The sequence below is a fragment of the Rhizobacter sp. Root1221 genome (assembly GCF_001425785.1).
In the GTDB taxonomy this organism is placed as follows: domain Bacteria; phylum Pseudomonadota; class Gammaproteobacteria; order Burkholderiales; family Burkholderiaceae_C; genus Rhizobacter.
In genome coordinates this window covers 1-18969 of record NZ_LMDI01000076.1, presented here as the reverse complement: position 1 = coordinate 18969, position 18969 = coordinate 1, and the positions used below count along the sequence as shown (strand labels likewise).

At 68.1% G+C, this 18969-nt stretch carries 18 protein-coding genes; 12 read left to right on the top strand and 6 right to left on the bottom strand.

Annotated features, from left to right (window positions below; all coding sequences use genetic code 11):
• The first annotated feature begins 2 nt into the window (after positions 1-2).
• The 3 genes from ASC87_RS29505 (at position 3) to ASC87_RS29495 (ending at position 2053) form a co-directional block, all read left to right on the top strand.
• The gene (locus ASC87_RS29505) at positions 3-1235 is read left to right on the top strand and encodes a hypothetical protein (RefSeq protein WP_157604453.1); all 1233 of its coding nucleotides are present in this window, start codon (positions 3-5) and stop codon (positions 1233-1235) included.
• A gap of 66 nt (positions 1236-1301) precedes the next feature.
• Positions 1302-1514 carry a hypothetical protein gene (locus ASC87_RS29500; protein ID WP_056671634.1) on the top strand — a complete coding sequence of 71 codons (213 nt, stop codon included), beginning with the start codon at positions 1302-1304 and terminating at the stop codon, positions 1512-1514.
• Positions 1515-1528: 14 nt separating this feature from the next.
• Positions 1529-2053, top strand: a complete 525-nt coding sequence (locus ASC87_RS29495) for a Clp protease N-terminal domain-containing protein (protein ID WP_162255225.1) — start codon at positions 1529-1531, stop codon at positions 2051-2053.
• 104 nt (positions 2054-2157) lie between these two features.
• Here ASC87_RS29495 and ASC87_RS29490 read toward each other — a convergent pair whose 3' ends face one another.
• Positions 2158-3072, bottom strand: a complete 915-nt coding sequence (locus ASC87_RS29490) for a LysR family transcriptional regulator (protein WP_056671629.1) — start codon at positions 3070-3072, stop codon at positions 2158-2160.
• A gap of 125 nt (positions 3073-3197) precedes the next feature.
• Between ASC87_RS29490 and ASC87_RS29485 the strand changes: the two genes are divergently transcribed.
• Together ASC87_RS29485 and ASC87_RS29480 are read left to right on the top strand one after the other, a co-directional pair.
• Entirely contained in the window at positions 3198-3641 is a 444-nt protein-coding gene (locus ASC87_RS29485; protein ID WP_056672162.1) for a VOC family protein, read from the top strand.
• Positions 3642-3704: 63 nt separating this feature from the next.
• A complete protein-coding gene (locus ASC87_RS29480) occupies positions 3705-4088 on the top strand; it encodes a nuclear transport factor 2 family protein (RefSeq protein WP_056671626.1) in 384 nt (127 codons plus the stop codon).
• A 106-nt stretch (positions 4089-4194) separates the two neighbouring features.
• On the opposite strand, the gene ASC87_RS29475 is transcribed toward ASC87_RS29480, so the two are convergent.
• Complete coding sequence (locus tag ASC87_RS29475) at positions 4195-5121, bottom strand: LysR family transcriptional regulator (RefSeq protein ID WP_082569057.1); 927 nt, start codon at positions 5119-5121, stop codon at positions 4195-4197.
• Between the two features lie 91 nt (positions 5122-5212).
• On the opposite strand from ASC87_RS29475, the gene ASC87_RS29470 reads away from it, so the two are divergent.
• Together ASC87_RS29470 and ASC87_RS29465 are read left to right on the top strand one after the other, a co-directional pair.
• On the top strand, positions 5213-5632 hold the full coding sequence (locus tag ASC87_RS29470; RefSeq protein ID WP_056671623.1) for a nuclear transport factor 2 family protein: 420 nt from the start codon (positions 5213-5215) through the stop codon (positions 5630-5632).
• A 130-nt stretch (positions 5633-5762) separates the two neighbouring features.
• The gene (locus ASC87_RS29465) at positions 5763-7034 is read left to right on the top strand and encodes a M20/M25/M40 family metallo-hydrolase (RefSeq protein ID WP_056671620.1); all 1272 of its coding nucleotides are present in this window, start codon (positions 5763-5765) and stop codon (positions 7032-7034) included.
• A gap of 55 nt (positions 7035-7089) precedes the next feature.
• Here the strand turns inward: ASC87_RS29465 and ASC87_RS29460 are convergent, their stop codons facing one another.
• The 3 genes from ASC87_RS29460 to ASC87_RS29450 are packed head-to-tail and all read right to left on the bottom strand — an operon-like array spanning position 7090 to position 10471.
• A complete protein-coding gene (locus ASC87_RS29460) occupies positions 7090-9324 on the bottom strand; it encodes a xanthine dehydrogenase family protein molybdopterin-binding subunit (RefSeq protein WP_056671618.1) in 2235 nt (744 codons plus the stop codon).
• A 13-nt stretch (positions 9325-9337) separates the two neighbouring features.
• Positions 9338-9796 (bottom strand): (2Fe-2S)-binding protein, encoded by a 459-nt coding sequence (locus tag ASC87_RS29455; RefSeq protein ID WP_056671615.1) that lies wholly within the window; start codon positions 9794-9796, stop codon positions 9338-9340.
• A gap of 15 nt (positions 9797-9811) precedes the next feature.
• A complete protein-coding gene (locus ASC87_RS29450) occupies positions 9812-10471 on the bottom strand; it encodes a hypothetical protein (protein ID WP_235582345.1) in 660 nt (219 codons plus the stop codon).
• Between the two features lie 328 nt (positions 10472-10799).
• Here ASC87_RS29450 and xylF point away from each other — a divergent pair, with 328 nt between their 5' ends.
• Genes xylF through ASC87_RS29435 form a run of 3 tightly spaced genes read left to right on the top strand, consistent with a single transcriptional unit; the run spans position 10800 to position 13788 of the window.
• Positions 10800-11825, top strand: a complete 1026-nt coding sequence (gene xylF, locus ASC87_RS29445; RefSeq protein WP_056672158.1) for a D-xylose ABC transporter substrate-binding protein — start codon at positions 10800-10802, stop codon at positions 11823-11825.
• Positions 11826-11863: 38 nt separating this feature from the next.
• Complete coding sequence (locus ASC87_RS29440; protein WP_056671612.1) at positions 11864-13045, top strand: sugar ABC transporter permease; 1182 nt, start codon at positions 11864-11866, stop codon at positions 13043-13045.
• Entirely contained in the window at positions 13045-13788 is a 744-nt protein-coding gene (locus tag ASC87_RS29435) for an ATP-binding cassette domain-containing protein (protein ID WP_056671609.1), read from the top strand. Before ASC87_RS29440 ends, ASC87_RS29435 begins: the two co-directional genes overlap by 1 nt.
• A 35-nt stretch (positions 13789-13823) precedes the next feature.
• On the opposite strand, the gene ASC87_RS29430 is transcribed toward ASC87_RS29435, so the two are convergent.
• Positions 13824-15659, bottom strand: coding sequence for a TolC family outer membrane protein (locus tag ASC87_RS29430; RefSeq protein ID WP_056671606.1), 1836 nt, complete (start codon positions 15657-15659; stop codon positions 13824-13826).
• Between the two features lie 232 nt (positions 15660-15891).
• Between ASC87_RS29430 and ASC87_RS29425 the strand changes: the two genes are divergently transcribed.
• Together ASC87_RS29425 and ASC87_RS29420 are read left to right on the top strand one after the other, a co-directional pair.
• Positions 15892-16611, top strand: coding sequence for a transglutaminase-like cysteine peptidase (locus ASC87_RS29425; RefSeq protein ID WP_056671603.1), 720 nt, complete (start codon positions 15892-15894; stop codon positions 16609-16611).
• Positions 16612-16639: 28 nt separating this feature from the next.
• Positions 16640-18553 carry an EAL domain-containing protein gene (locus tag ASC87_RS29420; protein WP_056671600.1) on the top strand — a complete coding sequence of 638 codons (1914 nt, stop codon included), beginning with the start codon at positions 16640-16642 and terminating at the stop codon, positions 18551-18553.
• The last annotated feature ends 416 nt before the right edge of the window (positions 18554-18969 follow it).

Below are 18969 nucleotides of genomic sequence, written 5' to 3'. Positions count from 1 at the left end.
GCATGAATCGACGTGTGACCTCGTGGGGCGTGGCCCTGTTTCTCTCGTGCCTCGCCAGTGCTCACGCGGCGGTGTGCGGCGGTGTTGCCGCGACCGACCCGGCGCCCGCGCGATGGCGGAAGTGGTTCGTCGCCGGTGATGACCTGAACCTCGGACTCGAATTGCTGGGCACCGACGGCTCGCGCGTGCGTGTGTTGCCCGACCTGATGGGCAGGCCTGCTGCCGAGGGTGGGCGGATGACCCTCGCGGCGCCGTGGGCCGATCGGGTGGATTGGCCGGTGTACCACCGCGCCGAGCTCGCGCTGAAGCCCACGCCGGTGTTGTATGGCGAGGCCGATGCACAGGGCCGCGTGCAGCTGTGTCGCATCGAGCGGCGCACGCTCACCGAAGCCTACCGCGACCGCGACCCGAGCGGTGGTGAGCCGCCGCCCATCCGTGCGGCCGACCTGCAGACGGAACAGGTGGAACAGCTCCAGCGTGATGACCAGGGGCGTGCCACCGGGCTGCAGGTGGTGTCGTGGGACATCGAAAAGAACACATGGGAGCAGCGCGGTGCCACGTGTGCCACCTACGGGCCCGTTGGTGCGCTCACCGAACTGTCCCAGCGCGCCGCGGGGCGCTGCGACCAGGCCGCCGCGGCGGACGACAGCCGCGAGGTGTACCTCCACGACCCGCAGGGCCGCCTCGTGCGCAGCATCACTGGCGAATCGCGCATGGAGCAGAACCCGGCGACGGGCCAGTTCGGGTTCACGGGCCATCCGCTCGTGACGGTCTATGCGCCCGGCGGCCAGGTGTTGGCCACCTACCGCGAGGATGCGGGCGGCCGCCCGTACCGCTGGCCCGCATCGCCGTTGCTGGGCGAGGGCCGTGACCAGCTGGAAACCTGGGTGATCTCCTCGGCGGACGGGCTGCAGACCCGCTGGACCGAGGACGGCCTGCCGGCCAGCCAGACGCCGTGGCAGATCATCGTGGTGCCGGGCGACACTCCGAAGCTGTCCGACTACCTGTTCGGCTACCCGAAGCCGCTGGCCAAGGGCACCACGCGCGCCGATGGCCGCATCACCATGGACGCGGCTTCGCGGCGCAAGGTGTGGGAGGCGTTGAACACGCCCGGCCAGATCGTGGTGTTCACGTACCGCTCGTTCCGCACCATGGCGATGATGCCCGCCGTGAAGGACACGGTGTTCAAGGCGTGCCTGGATCCGGCACAGGCAGGGCGCGACGTGTGTCCTTGACGCGGCGGCCGGTGTTCGTCAATGAACGTTGACGACCCATCGTTCGTCAACTAAGATTGACGAACGATGGACCTGAAATCACTTCCTTCGGCAAACGATCCGGCCGATGCACTGGCCGCCGTGGTGGCGCTGCGGTTGATGGCCGACAAGCTCGAGCAACGCGCGGTCGAGAAGGCCCTGGCGCAGGGCTGGTCGTGGGCGCAGATCGCGCTGGCCCTCGGGGTGTCGAAGCAGGCTGCGCACAAGCGCCTGGCCGGGTCCGGTTCCCCACGGCGATGATCCCGGGAGGTGGCATGTTTCAGCGGATACGGCAGCGTTTCAAGGACATGGGCACGCTCAAGGCCCTGTGTGAAGGGGCCGAACGGCACGCGTTGCAGGATGGGCAGCAGGAACCCGGCGCGGAGCACTTCCTGCTGGCCGCGCTGGACCTGCCGGACGGGGCGGCCCGCCGCACGTTCGCACGCCTCGCGGCGGATCCCGACGGCCTGCGCGAGGCCATCGCCCAACAGCATGGTGACGCGCTGCGCGGCATCGGCATCGATCCGTCCCTGGTGGCACCCATGGAGGAGGGCGGCGCACCACTGAAGGCCGCCCGTGCGCTCTACACGGCCAAGCCATCGGGCCAGGCGGTGATCCACGAACTGGCCGCCCAACGCGAACAAGACCAGGACCGCCCGTTGAGCGGCGCCCACGTGGTGCTGGCCGTCGCATCCATCCGGCAGGGTGCCAGCGTGCGGGCGCTGGCCCGCCTGGGGATCGGGCTCGAGGCCATCGGGGCCGCGGCCCGGGATGAACTCCGGTCAACCCGGGGGCCGTGAACGGGTTCGACGAGATTCGGCATCTGTGGGCTTGACCATCGCCTCGCAGCAACCGCTGCAGGGCGCAAGCTTGGTCGCGTTGGTCCCTTTCGGCTGTGTGGACGTTACGGCGCAGTCACCGGGCGATCCTCGACCTCCCCGGACGCCCTGCTGCCACTGTATGCATTGCAAACGAGCTGCACGAACAGCCGAGCCGGCTCGCTGAGGGTTCGGCTCGCTCGGTGGACGAGGCCGATGTCACGATGGAACGTGTGAGGCCCAAGGTCGATCGCGCGCACCGCCGCGGGCCACCTGCGATGCGTGGCGGTCTGCGGCACGAGAGCGACCCCGACGCCGTTGGCCACGAGGCGAACGATTGCATCCAGTTCATCGAGCTCGCAAACCTGCTGCACGCTCAGGTGTGCCGAGCGCAAAAAACGATCGACCTGCCGGCCGCCGAACGAGGCGCGGTCATACCGGACAAACGGTTCGCTGGACAGCAACTGGGCCCAGTCGTTGCCGTCCACGTGCCGGGGCACCAGCAAGCGAAACGGCTCGTGCGCGAGCGTCCTCCAGCGCAGGTCACTGTGCAGCGAGAACGGCGGTCGGATGATCGCCGCCACGGCGATGTCGCCAACATCGACCAGGTTCAACAGTTCCATGGACAAGCCCGGAACGACTCTCGTGCGGCAGTTGGGAATCTGCTTGTGGAACTTCCCGAGCACATCAGGTAGCAGCGACCGTTGCACCGATGCGATGGCGCCGATGTTGAGCAGTTCGGCGGCTCGCTGACCCGTGTTGCTCGATCCCAGGTTGCTGTAGAGACGAAGCAGTTCCTGCGCTTGCGCCAGCGTCTGGTGTCCCATGGCATTCAGCCTCGCCGATCGGCCAGTCCGGTCGAAGAGCTGAAACCCGAGCTCTGCCTCAAGACGTTGCATCTGCGCACTGACGGCCGCCTGCGTCAGGCCGATCTGTTCGCCGGCGGCGGCGAACGTTCCCTCTCGTGCCACGGCCATCAAGGTCTTCAATTCGCGGATCATCAACAAACTCCGTTTGTGCTCGGGGCAAATATATATTGATTTTCTTTTCCACTGCACTGCCTACGATTCAAGGCACTGAAGACCGCCATCGCCCCGATCAGCAACCAATCACCTGCACCATGACCATGCATGCCCCCACAACGAATCCCGCACCGCTGTCCCCGTTCCACGTCGCATTCCCGGTGCACGACATTGCGCTCGCCCGCACGTTCTACGGAGAACTGCTCGGCTGCCCTGAAGGCCGCAGCGCGGACGATTGGGTCGACTTCAACTTCTACGGCCACCAGATCGTCGCGCACCTGGCCCCCGCTGAAACCGGCATCGCACAGCGCAATGCGGTCGATGGACACGGCGTGCCGGTGCGTCACTTCGGCATCGTGCTGCCGATGGCCGACTGGGAAGCGGCCGCCGCGCGCCTCAAGGCGGCCGACGTCGAGTTCGTGATCGAGCCCTACATCCGCTTCAAGGGCGAGCCGGGCGAACAGGCAACGATGTTCTTCCTCGACCCGTCCGGCAATGCGCTGGAGATCAAGGCTTTCGCCGACATCGCGATGCTGTTCGCCAAGTGATCGTTTGGGTTCCGATGCTGCATCTGGAACCCACTGATTCCCCACTCAATCAAGAGAGAACCCATGAGCAAACCTGTTTACGTCCAAGAGTACAACGCTATCGTCGCGGTGTTGAACAAGTACAACGAGGGCTGCAAGCAAGCCAGAAGCAGCATCATGAAGCCGGCCTTCAGCGAACAGGCGACCATCTTTGGCGTCGGCGCCGACGGCAAGCTCACAGGTGGCGCGATCCAGAATCTGTTCGACGGCCTCGACAGCTCCTTCCGTCCTTCGCCCGAAGCGCAAGCTGCGATCGTCAGAATTGACATCGTTGGCACCGCCGCCAGCGCTCGCGTCGACACCAACGACGTTTCCGGTTTCTGTTTCACTGACTTTTTCCATCTGCTGAAGGTTGATGGAACGTGGGCCGTGATCAGCAAGATCTATCACACGCACGTCGCGCCTTGACCGTGTAGCCTGCCTTGAACACGTGCGGCAGATTTGGCTTTCCGCAATGTCTGCTGCATCAATCGGCAATGGCAACTCTAGAACTTGATGCGCCTGTTGGATCGGACTAAGCCTGTCGTTCGGCTGAATGCGCAGGTTCTGGCGCTTTGGAAATCAAGGCCGCCTGCTGCTTCAACTTGGCGAAGACGGGACCCAAGACCCGACGCGACCGAACCGGCGTGAACAGATGCATCTCGTAGCGCGGAAGAGCCTCGCGCAGACGAAGGGGCACGATTTCGCCCTTCGCTGCGCTGTCCAGCAGGGCCGGGTGGGGGAGCACGCCGAGCAAGTCGCTGTGGGTCATCAGGTGCAGAAGGCTGGCGTAGTCCGGGCACGATACGGCCACGCGTGGCGGCCTCATCTGGCGGACGGCGAAGGCTTCATGCAGTACATCCACGGGCCCGCTCACGCTGGGTCCGACGATGGCCCAGGATGCTGCTTGCAGTTCTGCCAGTGACTGAGCCTTGACCAATGGGTGCGCGCGACCGGCGTAAGCCAGCGGCGCAAGCTGGTAAAGCGGCTGGGTGGCCAAGCCAGCGCCAACGTAGCCACGAGGCCTCGGCGAAATCACCAAGTCCAGTTCACCGGCCTGCAAGCTGGTCAGCAGGCGCCCTTCGTCAGCGCCGGACATGTCGAGACGCCGGCGAGGGTGGCCTTGGCACCAAGCAGCGTACAAGGACGGGCCGCAGACCAAGGCTGCGGACGGGGTCACCCCGACGCGCAGTGTGTCGCGAGTGGCCGGGATGGCACTTGTCACCGCAAGTGCGTCGATCCGCTCGGCGAGATCCTTGCTTTTCAGCGCCGCTTGCAACGCCGCCTCGGTGGGCAGCACCCTGCGCCCGGACGGCACGAACAGCGGCGTGTCGAACTGTCGCTGGAGCTGCTTCATGCCGTGGCTGATCGCTGGCTGCGACACGCCACCAGCCCGCGCCGCCGCAGCGAAGCTGCCGTGCTCGATCACCAGCCTGAGGTATTCCAGGTATCTCAGATTCATAAACAACGTTGATGGATTTGCCGCCATTCTGACTTGTCCGAGGGCACGGTGTCTGGAACCATTCGCCCCGTGAACTGACAAGGAGCGATGCATGAGTCAACTTCAACTGGACACGGTGCGCACCTACCTGCGCCTTCTGCACGCGGGCGATACGGCGGGACTGATTCTCACTTTCGAGGACGACGGCGTCGTGCACTCCCCGTTTCTCGGGACCATGAAGGCACGCGACTTCTTTCCCAAGCTGGCACAGGCCTCGAGCCAGAGCGTGATCACGCTGATCGACCTGTTCGCATCGGTGCAGCCTGCGGACGACACGGTTCGCGTGGCGGCCTACTTCCGCTACGACTGGACGCTCAGTGACGGAAGGTTGGTCGACTTCACCTGCGTGGACGTGTTCGGCTTCCGCCCGGGTAGCCACCGCATCAACAGCATGCACATTGTTTACGACACGCATCCGCTGCGCGAGCGGGTGGGTGACAAGTACGCGCCAAACCCTGTGCTCAACGCTTGAGGCCGAGCCATCGCGAAAACACATCAACCCATTCCATCACGTCATAGGGGAGGGAAATCTTGTCGATGGACTCGCGCGCAAGCTGCCGGCATAGTCCACGCCATTCCATTGCACGCCGCAGGTCCCTCCCATGAACTTCCACATCCGTGCCCTGCTCGCTGCAGTCTCACTGTTCGCAGCCTCCATGGCCGTGGCCGCACCTTCGTCCGGGCAACTGCAGCAACTGGCCGGGCAGGAGCAGCCCGCGCTGCTCGAAACGCTGCGTGAACTGGTGGATGTCGAGTCGGGTAGCAAGGACGTGGAAGGCCTCGCCCGGTTGGCGGGACTGATCGCGCGCAAGCTGGAAGCGCTGGGCGGCGAGGTCTCGCTGATCGAGCCGACCGATCTGTATCGCATGGGGGACACGCCGGAGCGCGTGGGCTCGATGGTGAAGGCCCAGTTCAAGGGGAGGGGTACCAAGAAGCTGCTGCTCATCGCGCACATGGACACGGTGTACCTGAAGGGCATGCTGAAGGACCAGCCGTTTCGCATCGACGGCAACAAGGCCTACGGGCTGGCCATCGCGGACGACAAGCAAGGCATCGCGACCATCCTGCATGCCATCGCGCTGCTGAAGAAGGCCGGGATGGATGCGTACGGCACGCTCACCGTGCTGATCAATGGCGACGAAGAGATCAGCTCCCCAGGATCGCGCGCCACGATTGCGCGCACCGCGGCCGACCAGGACATGACGCTGTCCTTCGAAGCCGCTGGCGCGGATGGCGGCGTACGCCTGGCCACCAGTGGCATCGGCGCGGCATACCTGTCGGTCGAAGGCCGGGCCTCGCATGCCGGAGCGCGGCCGGAGGCGGGCATCAACGCCTTGACGGAACTCGCCCACCAGCTGCTGCAGATGCAGGACCTGTCGGAACCGGATACCGGCGTGAAGCTGAACTGGACGATGGCGCAGGCGGGCACGAACCGAAACGTGATCCCGGCCAACGCCACGGCCCAGGCGGACGTGCGCGCACTGCGCGTGGCCGACTTCGATCGTCTGGAGAAGGAGATGCAGCGGCGCGTCCAGCAGCGCCGCGTGTCCGACGCCAAGGTGCAGCTCAAGTTCGAGGTGCGCCGCCCGCCGTTGGAAGCAACCCCTGCGTCACGTGCGCTTGCCAAGCGCGCGCAGGCGATCTATGGGGAGATCGGCTTGCCGATGAAGGTGGCGGAGGTGGCCACGGGCGGCGGCACGGATGCGGCCTTTGCAGCGCTGCACGCGCGCGGGCCGGTGATCGAAGGCCTGGGCCTGACCGGCTTCGGCGCGCATTCGAACGACGCCGAGCATGTGGACATCGGGTCGATCGCGCCTCGGCTCTACCTGGTCATGCGCCTGATCATGGACGTGTCTGCGGGCAGCACACCATGAAGAACCCACAGCGGCTGCCTGCTTCCCGCTTGCCTGCTTGAGTCGGCGGGCCCCCTCACACCTCGAACGGCAACCGCCTCAGCCGCTTGCCGGTCACCGCGGCCAATGCATTGGCGAATGCGGGCGCCAGCGGGGGCAGCGACGGTTCGCCCACGCCGGTGGGCGGGTCGGCCGAGGGCACGATGAACACCTCCACCTGGGGCATCTGGGCGTGGGTGGCCACGCGGTAGTCGTTCCAGTTGCCCTGCTGCACGATGCCGTCCTTCAGCGTGATCTCGGCGCCGGGGAGTGTCATGCCGAGGCCCATCAGCAGGCCGCCCTGCACCTGCGCTTCGATGGACCGCGGGTTCACCGCCAGGTTGCAATGCACGGCGCCGGTCACGCGGTGCAGCACCGGCCGGCCGCCTTCCACGGAGGCCTCCACCACGTAGGCCACCACGGTGTCGAATGACTCGTGCACGGCCACGCCGAAGGCGTGGCCCGCGGGCAGGCGGCGGGTGCCGTAGCCTGACTTGCGCTTCACGAGGTCCAGCGCGGCCAGGTGCCGCGGGTGCTTGGCCAGCGCCTTGCGGCGGTAGTCGAACGGGTCGGCGCCTACGGTGCGGGCGATTTCGTCGACGAGGGTCTCCATCACGAACGCGGTGTGCGTGTGCCCCACCGAGCGCCACCACAGCACGGGCACGTTGACCTTCGGATGGTGCACCTCGAGCGTCATCGGGAAACCGTAGGCGCTGTCGGCCACGCCCTCGGTCATCGTGGCGTCGACACCGTTCTTGATCATCATGGGTTCGAACGGTGTGCCGCTGATGATGGACTGGCCCACGATGGTGTGTTTCCACGCCAGCACGCGGCCCTTCGCATCGATGCCGATCTCCGCGCGGTGCACGTGCATCGGCCGGTAGTAGCCGCCCTTGACGTCGTCCTCGCGGGTCCACACGAGCTTGATGGGGCCGGTGCGGCCGGCCGCGCGGCGGGCCTTGGCCACCTGGGCCGCCTCGAAGACGTAGTCGGACGTGGGCACCGCGCGCCGGCCGAAGCCGCCGCCGGCCATGAGCGTGTTCAACGTCACCTGCTTCGGGTCGAGGCCGAGCACCTGGGCCACCGTGGCGTGGTCGATGGTCTGGAACTGCGAGCCCACCCACACGGTGCACTGGCCCTCGCGCAGGTCGATGGTGCAGTTGAGCGGCTCCATCGGAGTGTGGGCGAGGTAGGGCAGCTCATATTCAGCGACGATGCGGTGCGGTGCCCCGGCCAGCGCCGACAGGTCGGACTGGCTCACCGGCAGCCCCGGCTGTGACGCGAGTTGCCGGTACTGCGCCAGCAGCGCGGCCGAATCGGCCCGCTCGACCCCGTCGGTGTTCCATTGCACCTGCAGCGCCTCGCGGGCGGTGCGCGCGGGCCAGAAGCCATTGGCCACGACGGCGATGCCGGTGGCCCCGCGGTCGAGCGGCACCTCGAACACCTCGTCGACACCGGGGATCGCCTTTGCCGCCGTGGCGTCGAACGAGGCCACCTTCGCCCCGAACACCGGGGGCCGGAGCACGAGCACCGTGCGCAGTCCGGGCAGGGCCATGTCGATGCCGAACTTCTGCTGGCCGGTGGACTTCGGCCGCGCGTCGAGCCGGCCGGTGGGGCGGCCGATGATCGTGAACTGCTTCGGCGTCTTCAGAACGACGGACAGCGGCACGGGCTCGGCCATGGCGGCCTCGGCCAGTTCGCCGTAGGTGGCGCGCTGGCCGCTGACTCCGGTGACCACGCCGCGGTTCGCCGTGAGGCTGGCGGCGGTGACGTTCCAGCGCCGCGCGGCGGCCGAGAGCAGCATGGCCCGGGTGCGGGCGCCGATCTCGCGGTACTGCGTCCACGAGTTCTTGATGGACGTGGAGCCGCCCACCATCTGGATGCCGAACAGCGGGTCCTTGTAGGCATCGCCAGCCGGTGCGAACTCGGCGCGCACTTTCGACCAGTCAGCGTCCATCTCGTCGGCCACCACCATCGGCAACGCGGTGTGGACCCCCTGGCCGATGTCGATCTTGCCGATGCTCACCGTGACGGTGCCGTCGGGCGCGATGCGCACGAAGGCCGATGGTTGCTGGCCCGGTTTCAGCGCGCTGGCCACGTCGGCCGCGGGCGCCTGCGCGCCCGCCGGAAAGACCCCGAGCGCAAAGCCCGAGCCGGCGCCGATCTTCAGGAAGGTGCGCCGGTCGAGGCCGGTGGCCGCTGCCGGACTGGCGCCGGTCAGTGCTGCGAGGCCGCCGGTGCCCAGCCGGTGCAGGAGGTGATCGTGTTGCATGGTGCGGGGTCCTTCAGGCGAGCGCCCGGGCGGCGTCCTTGACGGCCGCGTGGATGCGGGCGTAGGTGCCGCAGCGGCAGATGTTGGCGCTCATGGCGCGGGCGATGTCGGCATCGGACGGGCGCCGGTTCACTTTCAGCAGCGCCACGGCCGACATGACCTGGCCGCTCTGGCAGTAGCCGCACTGCACCACGTCGTGCTTCACCCAGGCGTCCTGCACCGCGCGGCCCACGGGGTCGTCACCGACGGCCTCGATGGTGACCACACGCTGGCCGGCCACGGCGGCGACCGGTGTGACGCAGGCGCGCACCTGGTGGCCGTCGGCATGGACGGTGCAGGCGCCGCACACGGCGATGCCGCAACCGTACTTCGTGCCGGTCATGCCGAGGGTGTCGCGCAGCACCCAGAGCACCGGGGTGTCGGGTGGCACGTCGACGTCCACCGCCTTGCCGTTCAGGTTGAAGGATGTCATGCGGTCCTCTTCGGGTCAGCGGGTGAGGGGGGCGTCGCCGGGTGCGCAGGGCGCGCCGTTGCGGATCCATTCGCGGGTGCGTTCGTCGAACGCCGCCTTGTCGAGCGGGGGCAGCTCGCGGCCGGGGCCCGGTTGCCAGCCCCATGCGACCAGCGGGTCGTTGACGAGGTGTTCCTCGGTGGCGGCGAGCGATTTGCCGCCGTTGGTTTTCGGGTCGCGCACGGCGCGGCACAACGCCGCGCCGCTGAGCCCCACCCAGTTCATCTTCATGTGGGCGGGCGGCATGTGCCAGTCGGGCTTGCCGTTCTTGGCAAGGCCCGGTGGGGCGTGCAGCAGGGGGCTGTTCTGGATGCTGTGGCACGTCGTGCACTGCAGCGGCGCCTGGCCGCGGCCGTCCTTGCCGCGTTGCACGGGCGGGAAGTGGGGCGTGGCCTGGTTGCCTTGCAAGGGCGCGTCGGGCACGTGGCAGTTCAGGCAGCGCGGGTGCTTGAGCACGCGCTCGATCTCCGAGAACGCGCGCAAGCCGGCATCGCGGTCGGGCTGCGGCGACAGCGGCGTGGGTTTGAAATCGGAGGCCGGATCGGCGGCCGAGGCACCGCCCAGCGCGAGGGCGGCCAGCAGGCCGAACAGCGGAATCCGGCGAGAGCCGGACCCCGCGCTGCGTGGGTGGGTCATGGGCGTATCCTTCCTGGGCAGCACGCGCCGGGCCTTGGCAACAGCGTCCGGGCGATGGGCATCATGCGCCGCCGCGGACGAGCCGGCGGGATGCCCCCGGTTCCATGCGGGGCATCAGCCCATCGCTGATCGAGTTGAGGGAGCATCGCCGGCGCGTACGGATTCCCCGCTGGACCGGTCGCGGCTGCAACCGCTGACGCCCGGAAAACTTCCTCGGGTTTCCACGAGCAAGAAAATGATGTGCGTACCTCATACTGCGCTCCGTGTCGGGCCCCGGGGTGATTTCCCGCAGGGGGTGGCCGGCGCGTCCAACCACTTGGGGAACAAGATGAATGCCTTCCGTAAAGCGCTTGTGTGTGCGGCCCTGACGACGCTGGCGGGTGCCAGCCTCGCTGAAACAACGGTCGGGGTGAGCTGGTCCAACTTCCAGGAGGAACGCTGGAAGACCGACGAGGCCGCCATCAAGGAGCAACTTGCAAAACTGGGCGCCAAGTACGTCAGCGCCGACGCGGGTGGTTCCCCCGAGAAGCAGTTGTCCGACGTGGACAGCCTGATCGCCAAGGGCGCCAACGCCCTGATCATCCTGGCGATGGACAAGGACGCCATCGTGCCGGCCCTCGCGAAGGCGAAGCAGCGCAAGGTGCCCGTGGTGGCCTATGACCGCCTGATCGAACAGCCTGGCGTGTTCTACATCACCTTCGACAACAAGGAAGTGGGCCGCCTGCAGGCGCGCGCCGTGCTGGCCGCCAAGCCGAAGGGCAACTACGTGTTGATCAAGGGCTCGCCCACCGACCCGAACGCCGACTTCCTGCGCGCGGGCCAGCAGGAAGTGCTGGCCGCCGCCGTCAAGAGCGGTGCGGTGAAGATCGTTGGCGAGGAATACACCGAGGGCTGGAAGCCCGAGGTGGCGCAGAAGAACATGGAGCAGATCCTGACGCGCAACGGCAACAAGGTCGATGCCGTGGTGGCGTCGAACGACGGCACGGCCGGCGGGGTGGTGGCGGCGCTGTCGGGCCGCGGCATCCGCGGCGTGCCGGTCTCGGGGCAGGACGGCGACCATGCGGCGCTGAACCGCGTGGCCCTCGGCACGCAGACCGTGTCGGTCTGGAAGGACGCCCGCGTGCTCGGCAAGGAAGCGGCTGCTGCCGCGGTGGCGCTGGCGGCCGGCAAGAAGGTCGACGGCGCGGTGACCTGGGCCGAAGGCGAGAAGAAGGTGCCCATGTCGTCGAAGTTCCTGAAGCCGGTGGCGATCACCACGGCCAACCTGGACACCGTCGTCACCGCCGGCTGGATCGCGAAGGAAGAGCTCTGCCGCAACGTGCCGGCCGCTTCCGCCCCTGCCGCCTGCAAGTGACCTGAAATCCGGCGGGCCTCCCGGCCCGCCCGTTGACCATGCCCGCCAACCTCCAGATCAGCGCGCTCGACCTGCGGCTGAGCATCATGGCCGCCGTGCTCGTGGCGATGGCCCTGGTGTTCCACGTGCTCAGCGGTTCGTTCCTGACGCCCGAAAACCTCTACAACCTCGCCCAGCAGACCGCGGTGGTCGGCATCGTTGCCACGGCCATCGCCCTCGTCATCGTGGCCCGCCACATCGACTTGTCGGTGGGCTCCGTGATGGGGTGCGTGGGCGTGCTCATCGCGTTCCTGCAGTACAGCAAGGGCTGGCACTGGATCCCCGCGTCACTGGCCGGGCTGATGCTCGCGCTGGTCATCGGGCTGTACCACGGGTGGCTCACGGCCTACCTCGGCGTGCCGTCGTTCGTGGTGACCCTGGGCGGGCTGATGTCGTTCCGCGGCGCGGCCTTCCTGGTGGCAGACGGCAAGACGCAGCCGGTCACCGACCCCACGTTCCTCGCACTCGGGGGCGGGCTCGACGGCGCGCTGGGCCCGGCGCTCAGCTGGGCGCTCGGCGCGTTGCTGTCGGCGGTGATCGTGTGGAACATCGTGTCGCGGCGGCGCAGCCGCGGTGCCCACGGCTTCGAGCTGCGGCCGCTGTGGTTCGACGTGTTGCTGGGGGCGCTCTTCGTCGGCGTGCTGCTCGCCTTCGTGGGCATCACCTGCGCGTACCAGCTCGACGGCAAGGAGGAGGCCCAGGGCATCCCCGTGCCGGTGGTGATCTGGGGCGCGGTGGTGATCGGCATGGCCTTCCTCGTGCGGCGCACCCGCTTCGGCCGCTACATCTACGCGATCGGCGGCAATCCCGAGGCGGCGCTGCTGGTGGGCATCCCGGTGCGCCGCGTGGTGCTCAAGCTCTTCCTGCTGCTGGCCGTGCTCGTCACGGTGGCGGCGGTGGTGTCGGTGGCGCGCCTGAACGCCGGCACCAACTCGCTCGGCACGAACATGGAGCTGTACGTGATCGCCGCGGCCGTGATCGGCGGCGTGGCGCTGTCGGGCGGCAGTGGCACCGTGCTCGGCTCCGTGCTGGGGGCCCTCGTGATCCAGTTCCTCGAGAGCGGCCTGCTGCTGCTCGACGTGAGCATCGGCACCCGCATGGTCATCATCGGCCAGGTGCTGATCGCCGCGGTGGTGTTCGATGTGTTGTACCGCCGCTGGAGCGGCGAACGGATGGCCTGATGACGATGAACCAGACCGCTCCCCTGGTCGACCTGCGCAGCATCCACAAGGCCTTTGGCGGCGTGCGTGCCGTGGACGACGTCTCGCTCCACCTGAACCCCGGTGAGGTGGTGGCGCTGCTGGGCCACAACGGCGCGGGCAAGAGCACGCTGATGAAGATGCTGGCCGGCGCCTACCCGATCGACAGCGGCGAGATCCTCGTGGGCGGGGCGCAGGTGAGCATCGACACCCCGTCGGCGTCGCAGGCCCTCGGCATCGAGACCATCTACCAGACGCTCGCGCTCGCCGACAACCTCGACGCGGTGGCGAACCTGTTCCTCGGCCGTGAACTCGTGACCCGCTGGGGCACGATGGACGACGACGCGATGGAGGTGGCCGCACGCGAGGTGTTCCGCAAGCTGAACCCCAACTTCACCAACATCCGCGTGCCGGTGCGCCTGCTGTCGGGTGGCCAGCGCCAGGTGGTGGCCATCTCGCGGGCGCTGTACTTCAACGCCCGCGTGCTGATCATGGACGAACCCTGTGCCGCCCTGGGCCCGCACGAGCGCGCGATGGTGGCTGACCTGGTGCGCCGGCTGAAAGCCGGTGGCGTGGGCATCTTCCTGATCACCCACGACATGCACGAGGTGTTCGACCTGTCCGACCGCTACGCCGTGATGAAAAACGGCCGGCTGGTGGGGCAGGGCGAAACGGCCGCGGCCACCGAGGACCGCCTGCTCGGGCTCATCATCGCCGGCAAGTAGCCGGCGGCCGCACCGGCGTCAACGGTCCACCGGCCTCAGCGGCCGGACTCCTTCACGATGGTCCAGGTGCCATCGGCGAGCTTCCATGTGAGCACCTTGTCGGACACGTCGTTGAACGTGGGTGACCGGAAGGTTTGCCTGAAGCGTGTCTCCACGGTGGTGGCGTCGATCGCGGTGGCCCGCGGGTTCTCGACCGTCACCGTGAGGGCGCCAGGGCGCGAGAACGCGGCGCCGCGCGAGGCCTTCCAGCTGTCCAACGACCCGGTGTCGGGCTTGAACGTGGGGGCGTAGAACGACAGGTAGCGGGCCGTGTCCTTGGCCTGCCAGGCCGCGGCCCAGTCGGCCAGGCGCTGCAGCGGCACCGAGGTGAGTGGCGCGGCCGGGCGGGCCCCGGGCGCGGTGGCCGGGGCCACGGCCGGCGTGCCGGACGGGGTGAGCGCGGCGGCGCGCTGGCGCAGCCCCATGGTGTCCATCGTGATGGTGGGCACGGCCTCTGCGGGGCAGCGGCCCGGTGCGTCGTCGCCGGCGGTCCAGCCGTCGGCGTCGTCAGGTGCCGCGGGGGCCGCGTCCGCCTTCGTGAGGCCCAGGCGCGGGCCCAGCTGGTTCATGGCCGCGTGCGTGCGGAGGTAGGCGATGCTGAGGTCGTACTCCGCGTTGGCGTACGACCGCTGGGCCGTGTAGAGCTCGTTTTCCGAGTTCAACAGGTCGAGCAGGCTGCGCTGGCCGATGTCGAACTGCTGGCGGTAGGCGTCGCGTGCCTTCGAGATCGCGAGGGTGTTGCGGTCGAGGAAGGTGAGCTGGTCCACCAGCTTGCGGGTGTCGTTGTAGGCGATGGCCACCGTCTGGCGCACGTCGCGGCAGGCCTTGTCGCGCAGGTCCGTGGCCTGGTTGACGAGGTTGGTCTGCTGGCGCACGCGGGCGCGGTCGGACCCGCCGTTGAACAGGTTCCAGTTCAGCACGATCTCGGCGGTGCTGTCGTTGCGCTGGTCGCGCACGCCATCGAAGTTCTTGCCGGCGCCGCTGCGCAGCCGGGCCTCCACCTTCGGCTGGTAGGCGCTTTCGCGCACGGACACGAGGGCCCGCGTCGAGCGCATGTTCTCGATGCTGGCGCTGATGGCCGGGCTGCGGCGGATGGCCTCGTCGGCGGCGTCGTTGACGCTGGCCGGCACGCCCGCCTTGAAATCGGCCGGCTGGGGCAACCCGGCCGGGGGCACTTCGCCCACGAGGCGCTGGTAGCGCGTGGAGACGTCGTACAGGTTCGAGATCTCGGTGTTCAGGTTGGACTCGGCCAAGGCCACCCGTGCACCGGCCTGTTCCAGGTCGACCCCGCGGCCCACGCCAGCCTTGAAGCGCGACTGGATCTGGTTGTAGGCGGTCTGGTGCTGCACGAAGTTGTCTTCGGCCAGCTGCACGAGGCGGCGGTAGCGCAGCACGTCGTAGTACGCACGGGCGGCCTCGAGGGCGGTCTGTTCGGTGACGTCGACCACCTCGAAGTAGCGTGCCAGGCGTTCGTGGCCCAGCCGGCCCACGTCCCTGGACGTGGCCAGGCCGTCCCAGAGCAGCTGCGTCAGCGTGAGCGAGGCACCCGTACGCCTGGTGGACTGGGTTTCGGGGTTCCGGCTCTCGATCCGGTCCTGGTCGCGGCCGGCGCTGGCGTTGAGGTCGAGCCGCGGGTAGAAACCGCCTCGGCCCGCGTCGACGGCGTCGGCGGAGGCGCGGTAGGCGTTGAAGCGGGCGGTGACCTCGGGGTTGGCGTTGATCGCCTTTTGAACGGCGGCCTTCAACTGAGCCTGGTCTTCTGCCTGCGCGTGGGCCGCGGTGGCGCAGAGGAGGGCGATGGCAGCGAACAAGGCCGTGTTTCTTGGAAGCATCTCGATCCTAGAGTCAATGACAGCGTCTCCCGTGGGAGACTTGTCGAGTGTAGTGATCGGCTCTGCGGCCTTGTTCCCCGGAGTGGAGGGTTTGCCCGGCAGTAAGTCACGCAAGGCGGCCCTTGTTTGCGAGCACTTTCTATCACAGCGGCCGCCCGCGGCATAGAACCCTCAAGGGCGCACCCGAATATGACGACAACCCGGACGGGGCACCGTGTCCCCAGGGACACCCGTGCACCGAACCGAGAACCGCCCAACCGCACCGAACCGGCCCCTTGGCGCCCGGGTCGCGGCGTGGCTGCGGCGCGTGGGGGCGGTCGGGCTATTGGCCGCGCTGCTCGTGCCCGTGGCCGTGCTGCGGGCCTGGGACGTGGACCGGATGACCGCGGCCGCCCAGCGGGCCGGCCCCCGCGCGGTGGCCGGGGTGCAGGCGCTGCACCAGGTGATGGCCGCGGCGATGCCACTCGACGACGTTGGCCGGCTCCAGGCGATCAACCAGTTCTACAACCGCCGTATCCTCTTTCGCGACGATTCCGCGGCCTGGGGGCAGGTGGACTATTGGGCGAGCCCGCTCGAGACGCTGAACGCGGGCCAGGGCGACTGCGAAGACTTCGCCATCGCCAAGTACTTCTCCCTCGTCGCCCTGGGCATGCCCACGGCCAAGCTGCGGCTCGTGTACGTGCGGGCGCAGGTGGGCGGGCCGCAAGGGGTCGTGCAGGCCCACATGGTGCTTGCCTATCATGCGGCCCCGGACGCGGAGCCGCTGATCCTCGACAACCTGCTCAGCGAGATCCGCCCGGCGTCACGGCGTCCGGACCTGGCGCCGGTTTTCAGTTTCAATGGGGACGGTTTGTGGCAGGGTGTCGGAAGCCAGACGGCCGGGGATCCGGTCGCCCGGCTGTCGCGCTGGCGGGAAGCGCTTGCGAAAGCACGGGCCGAGGGGTTTCAATGAGTTGCATGAATCAAGACAAGGAACGGACATGTCGCTGATCCGCCAGATCTGGCTGCTGATGCTGGGTACCGTGCTGCTGGCGTTCCTCGGGAGCGTGACGGTGGCCGTGGAGTCCGCGCGGAACTACCTCGAGACGCAGCTGCAGCTGAAAAACGCGGACAACGCCACGTCGCTGGCGCTGGCGCTTTCGCAGCAGAAGGGCGACCCCGAACTGATGGCGCTGATGATGTCGGCCCAGTTCGACACCGGGTTCTACCGCCGCATCCGCCTCGTGGGCAGCGACGGCAAGGTCAAGTTCGTCCGCGACGCCACCGTGGGCCCGGCCAAGGCGCCGGCATGGTTCGTGAGCCTCGTCTCCATCGAATCGCGCCCGGGTCTCGCGCAGGTGTCCGACGGCTGGCGCGCGCTGGGCCAGGTCGAGGTGGAAAGCCAGGCGGCCTTCGCGTTCGACGAGTTGTGGAAAAGCAGCGTGCGGTCGGCGCTGGCGCTGGCGGTGGTGGGGCTGGTGGCCGGCACGCTGGGCACCCTGGTGGTCCGCCGCATCCGCAAGCCCCTCGACAGCACGGTGAACCAGGCGCATGCGCTGGTCAAGGGCGAGTTCGTCACGGTGCAGGAACCCAACGTGCCGGAACTCCAGCGCCTGACCCAGGCCATGAACACCATGGTGGAGCGCCTGCGGGTGGCGTTCCAGACCCAGGCCGCCCAGCTCGATTCGTTGCACAAGCAGGCCAACTGCGACGCGCTGACCGGCCTGTCGAACCGCGCGCATTTCCTCGGGCTGCTGGGCGCGTCGCTGCATCGGGAGGACGGCACCGCCGACGGCGGCCTGGTGCTGCTGCGCGTGCTCGACCTGGCCGGGGTCAACCGCACGCACGGTCACGGCGTGGCCGACCGCATGATCACCACCATCGCGCAGGCCTTGCGGCCTTATGCCGAGCGGGTCGAGGGTTGTTTCCTGGGCCGCTTGAACGGCTCGGACTTCGCCCTCTGCCTGCCGGTTCCGGGTGTGGCACGCGAGACGGCCCAGGCCTTGGCCGATGCGCTGCGCCTCGTGCTGCCGTCGCTCGGTGCAGGCGCTGCGGTGGCGGTGGGCGCCGTGGAGTTGCGGCGCGACATGCAGATGGCCCAGGTGATGGGCACGGCCGACGCGGCGCTGGCCCGCGCGGAAAGCTATGGCCCGTTTGCCGTGGAGCTGGCCAGCGAGGCCTCGCCCGCGATGGCCCTGCTGGGCGAAGGCGCGTGGCGCCAGCGCATCCGCGAGGCGCTGGTGCACGACCGCGTGCGGCTGATGATGTTCCCGGTGGTCGACAGCCGCTACCAGACGGTGCACCTCGAATGCCCGCTGCGCATGCAGCTCGAGGAGGGCGGTGTGCTGGAGCCGGCAGCGCGCTGGCTGCCGCTGGCGATGCGCAGCCGCCTCACGGTGGACGTGGACGAACGAGCCCTTGCGCTGGCCCTGATGGACGCCACGCGTGACGGCCAGGCCCGTTGCGTGAACCTGTCTCCTGCGTCGCTGACCGACAGCAGCTTCGCGCCGCGCCTGCGTGCGCTGCTGTGGGCGGCACCGCGCGCCGCACGCCTGATCTGGCTCGAGGTGGCCGAGATCGCCGCCGTCGAACACTTCCACCTGCTGCAGGAACTCAGCCGCCAGCTGCGTCCCATCGGCGTGCGCATCGGGCTCGAACACGCTGGCGAACGCCTGGGGCAGATCCCCCGCCTCTTCGAAGCCGGCCTCGACTACGTCAAGCTCGACGCCTCCATCGTGCGAGGCATCGGCACTGACGAAAACCGTGCCATCTTCGTGCGCGGCACCGTCACGTTGCTGCACGGGCTGTCGCTGCAGGTGTTTGCCGAAGGGGTGGTGGACGAACTCGATTGCCAGCGGCTGTGGGAATGTGGCGTGGATGGGGCTACCGGGCCCTACATCAGCGGAAGGGTGTAAGGCTCCTCAGTCGGCTGGCGGGTCCCGGCGGAGGGCCACTGCTGTCCGGGGAAAGTTTGAGCGTTGAGGGGGAAGTTGTTGCGGGAGTTGGTGATTTGGGATGAATTCCAGAGCGCCAACTCAATCAGCAACAGGGCCGCGCGCAACATGCGCAAGGTAAGCCGAACCAAGCAGAGAGCCTGATCCTGGGAGACCCACTCTGCGCAAACGCCAATGCGTTTCCCCACACAACCCTGTCGTCCTGGCGAAGGCCGGGATCTCCACCTTCTCGCTCAACAGCAGCGTTCCCGTCCACCGCTGGAGATCCCGGCATTCGCCAATGGGATGGACGCCCCACCCCTAACGGCATCGATGTGCCAAAGTGGAAGTGTCTAAGCAACCACTGACGAAAGCGAGGCGTCCACCATGAAGGTTAA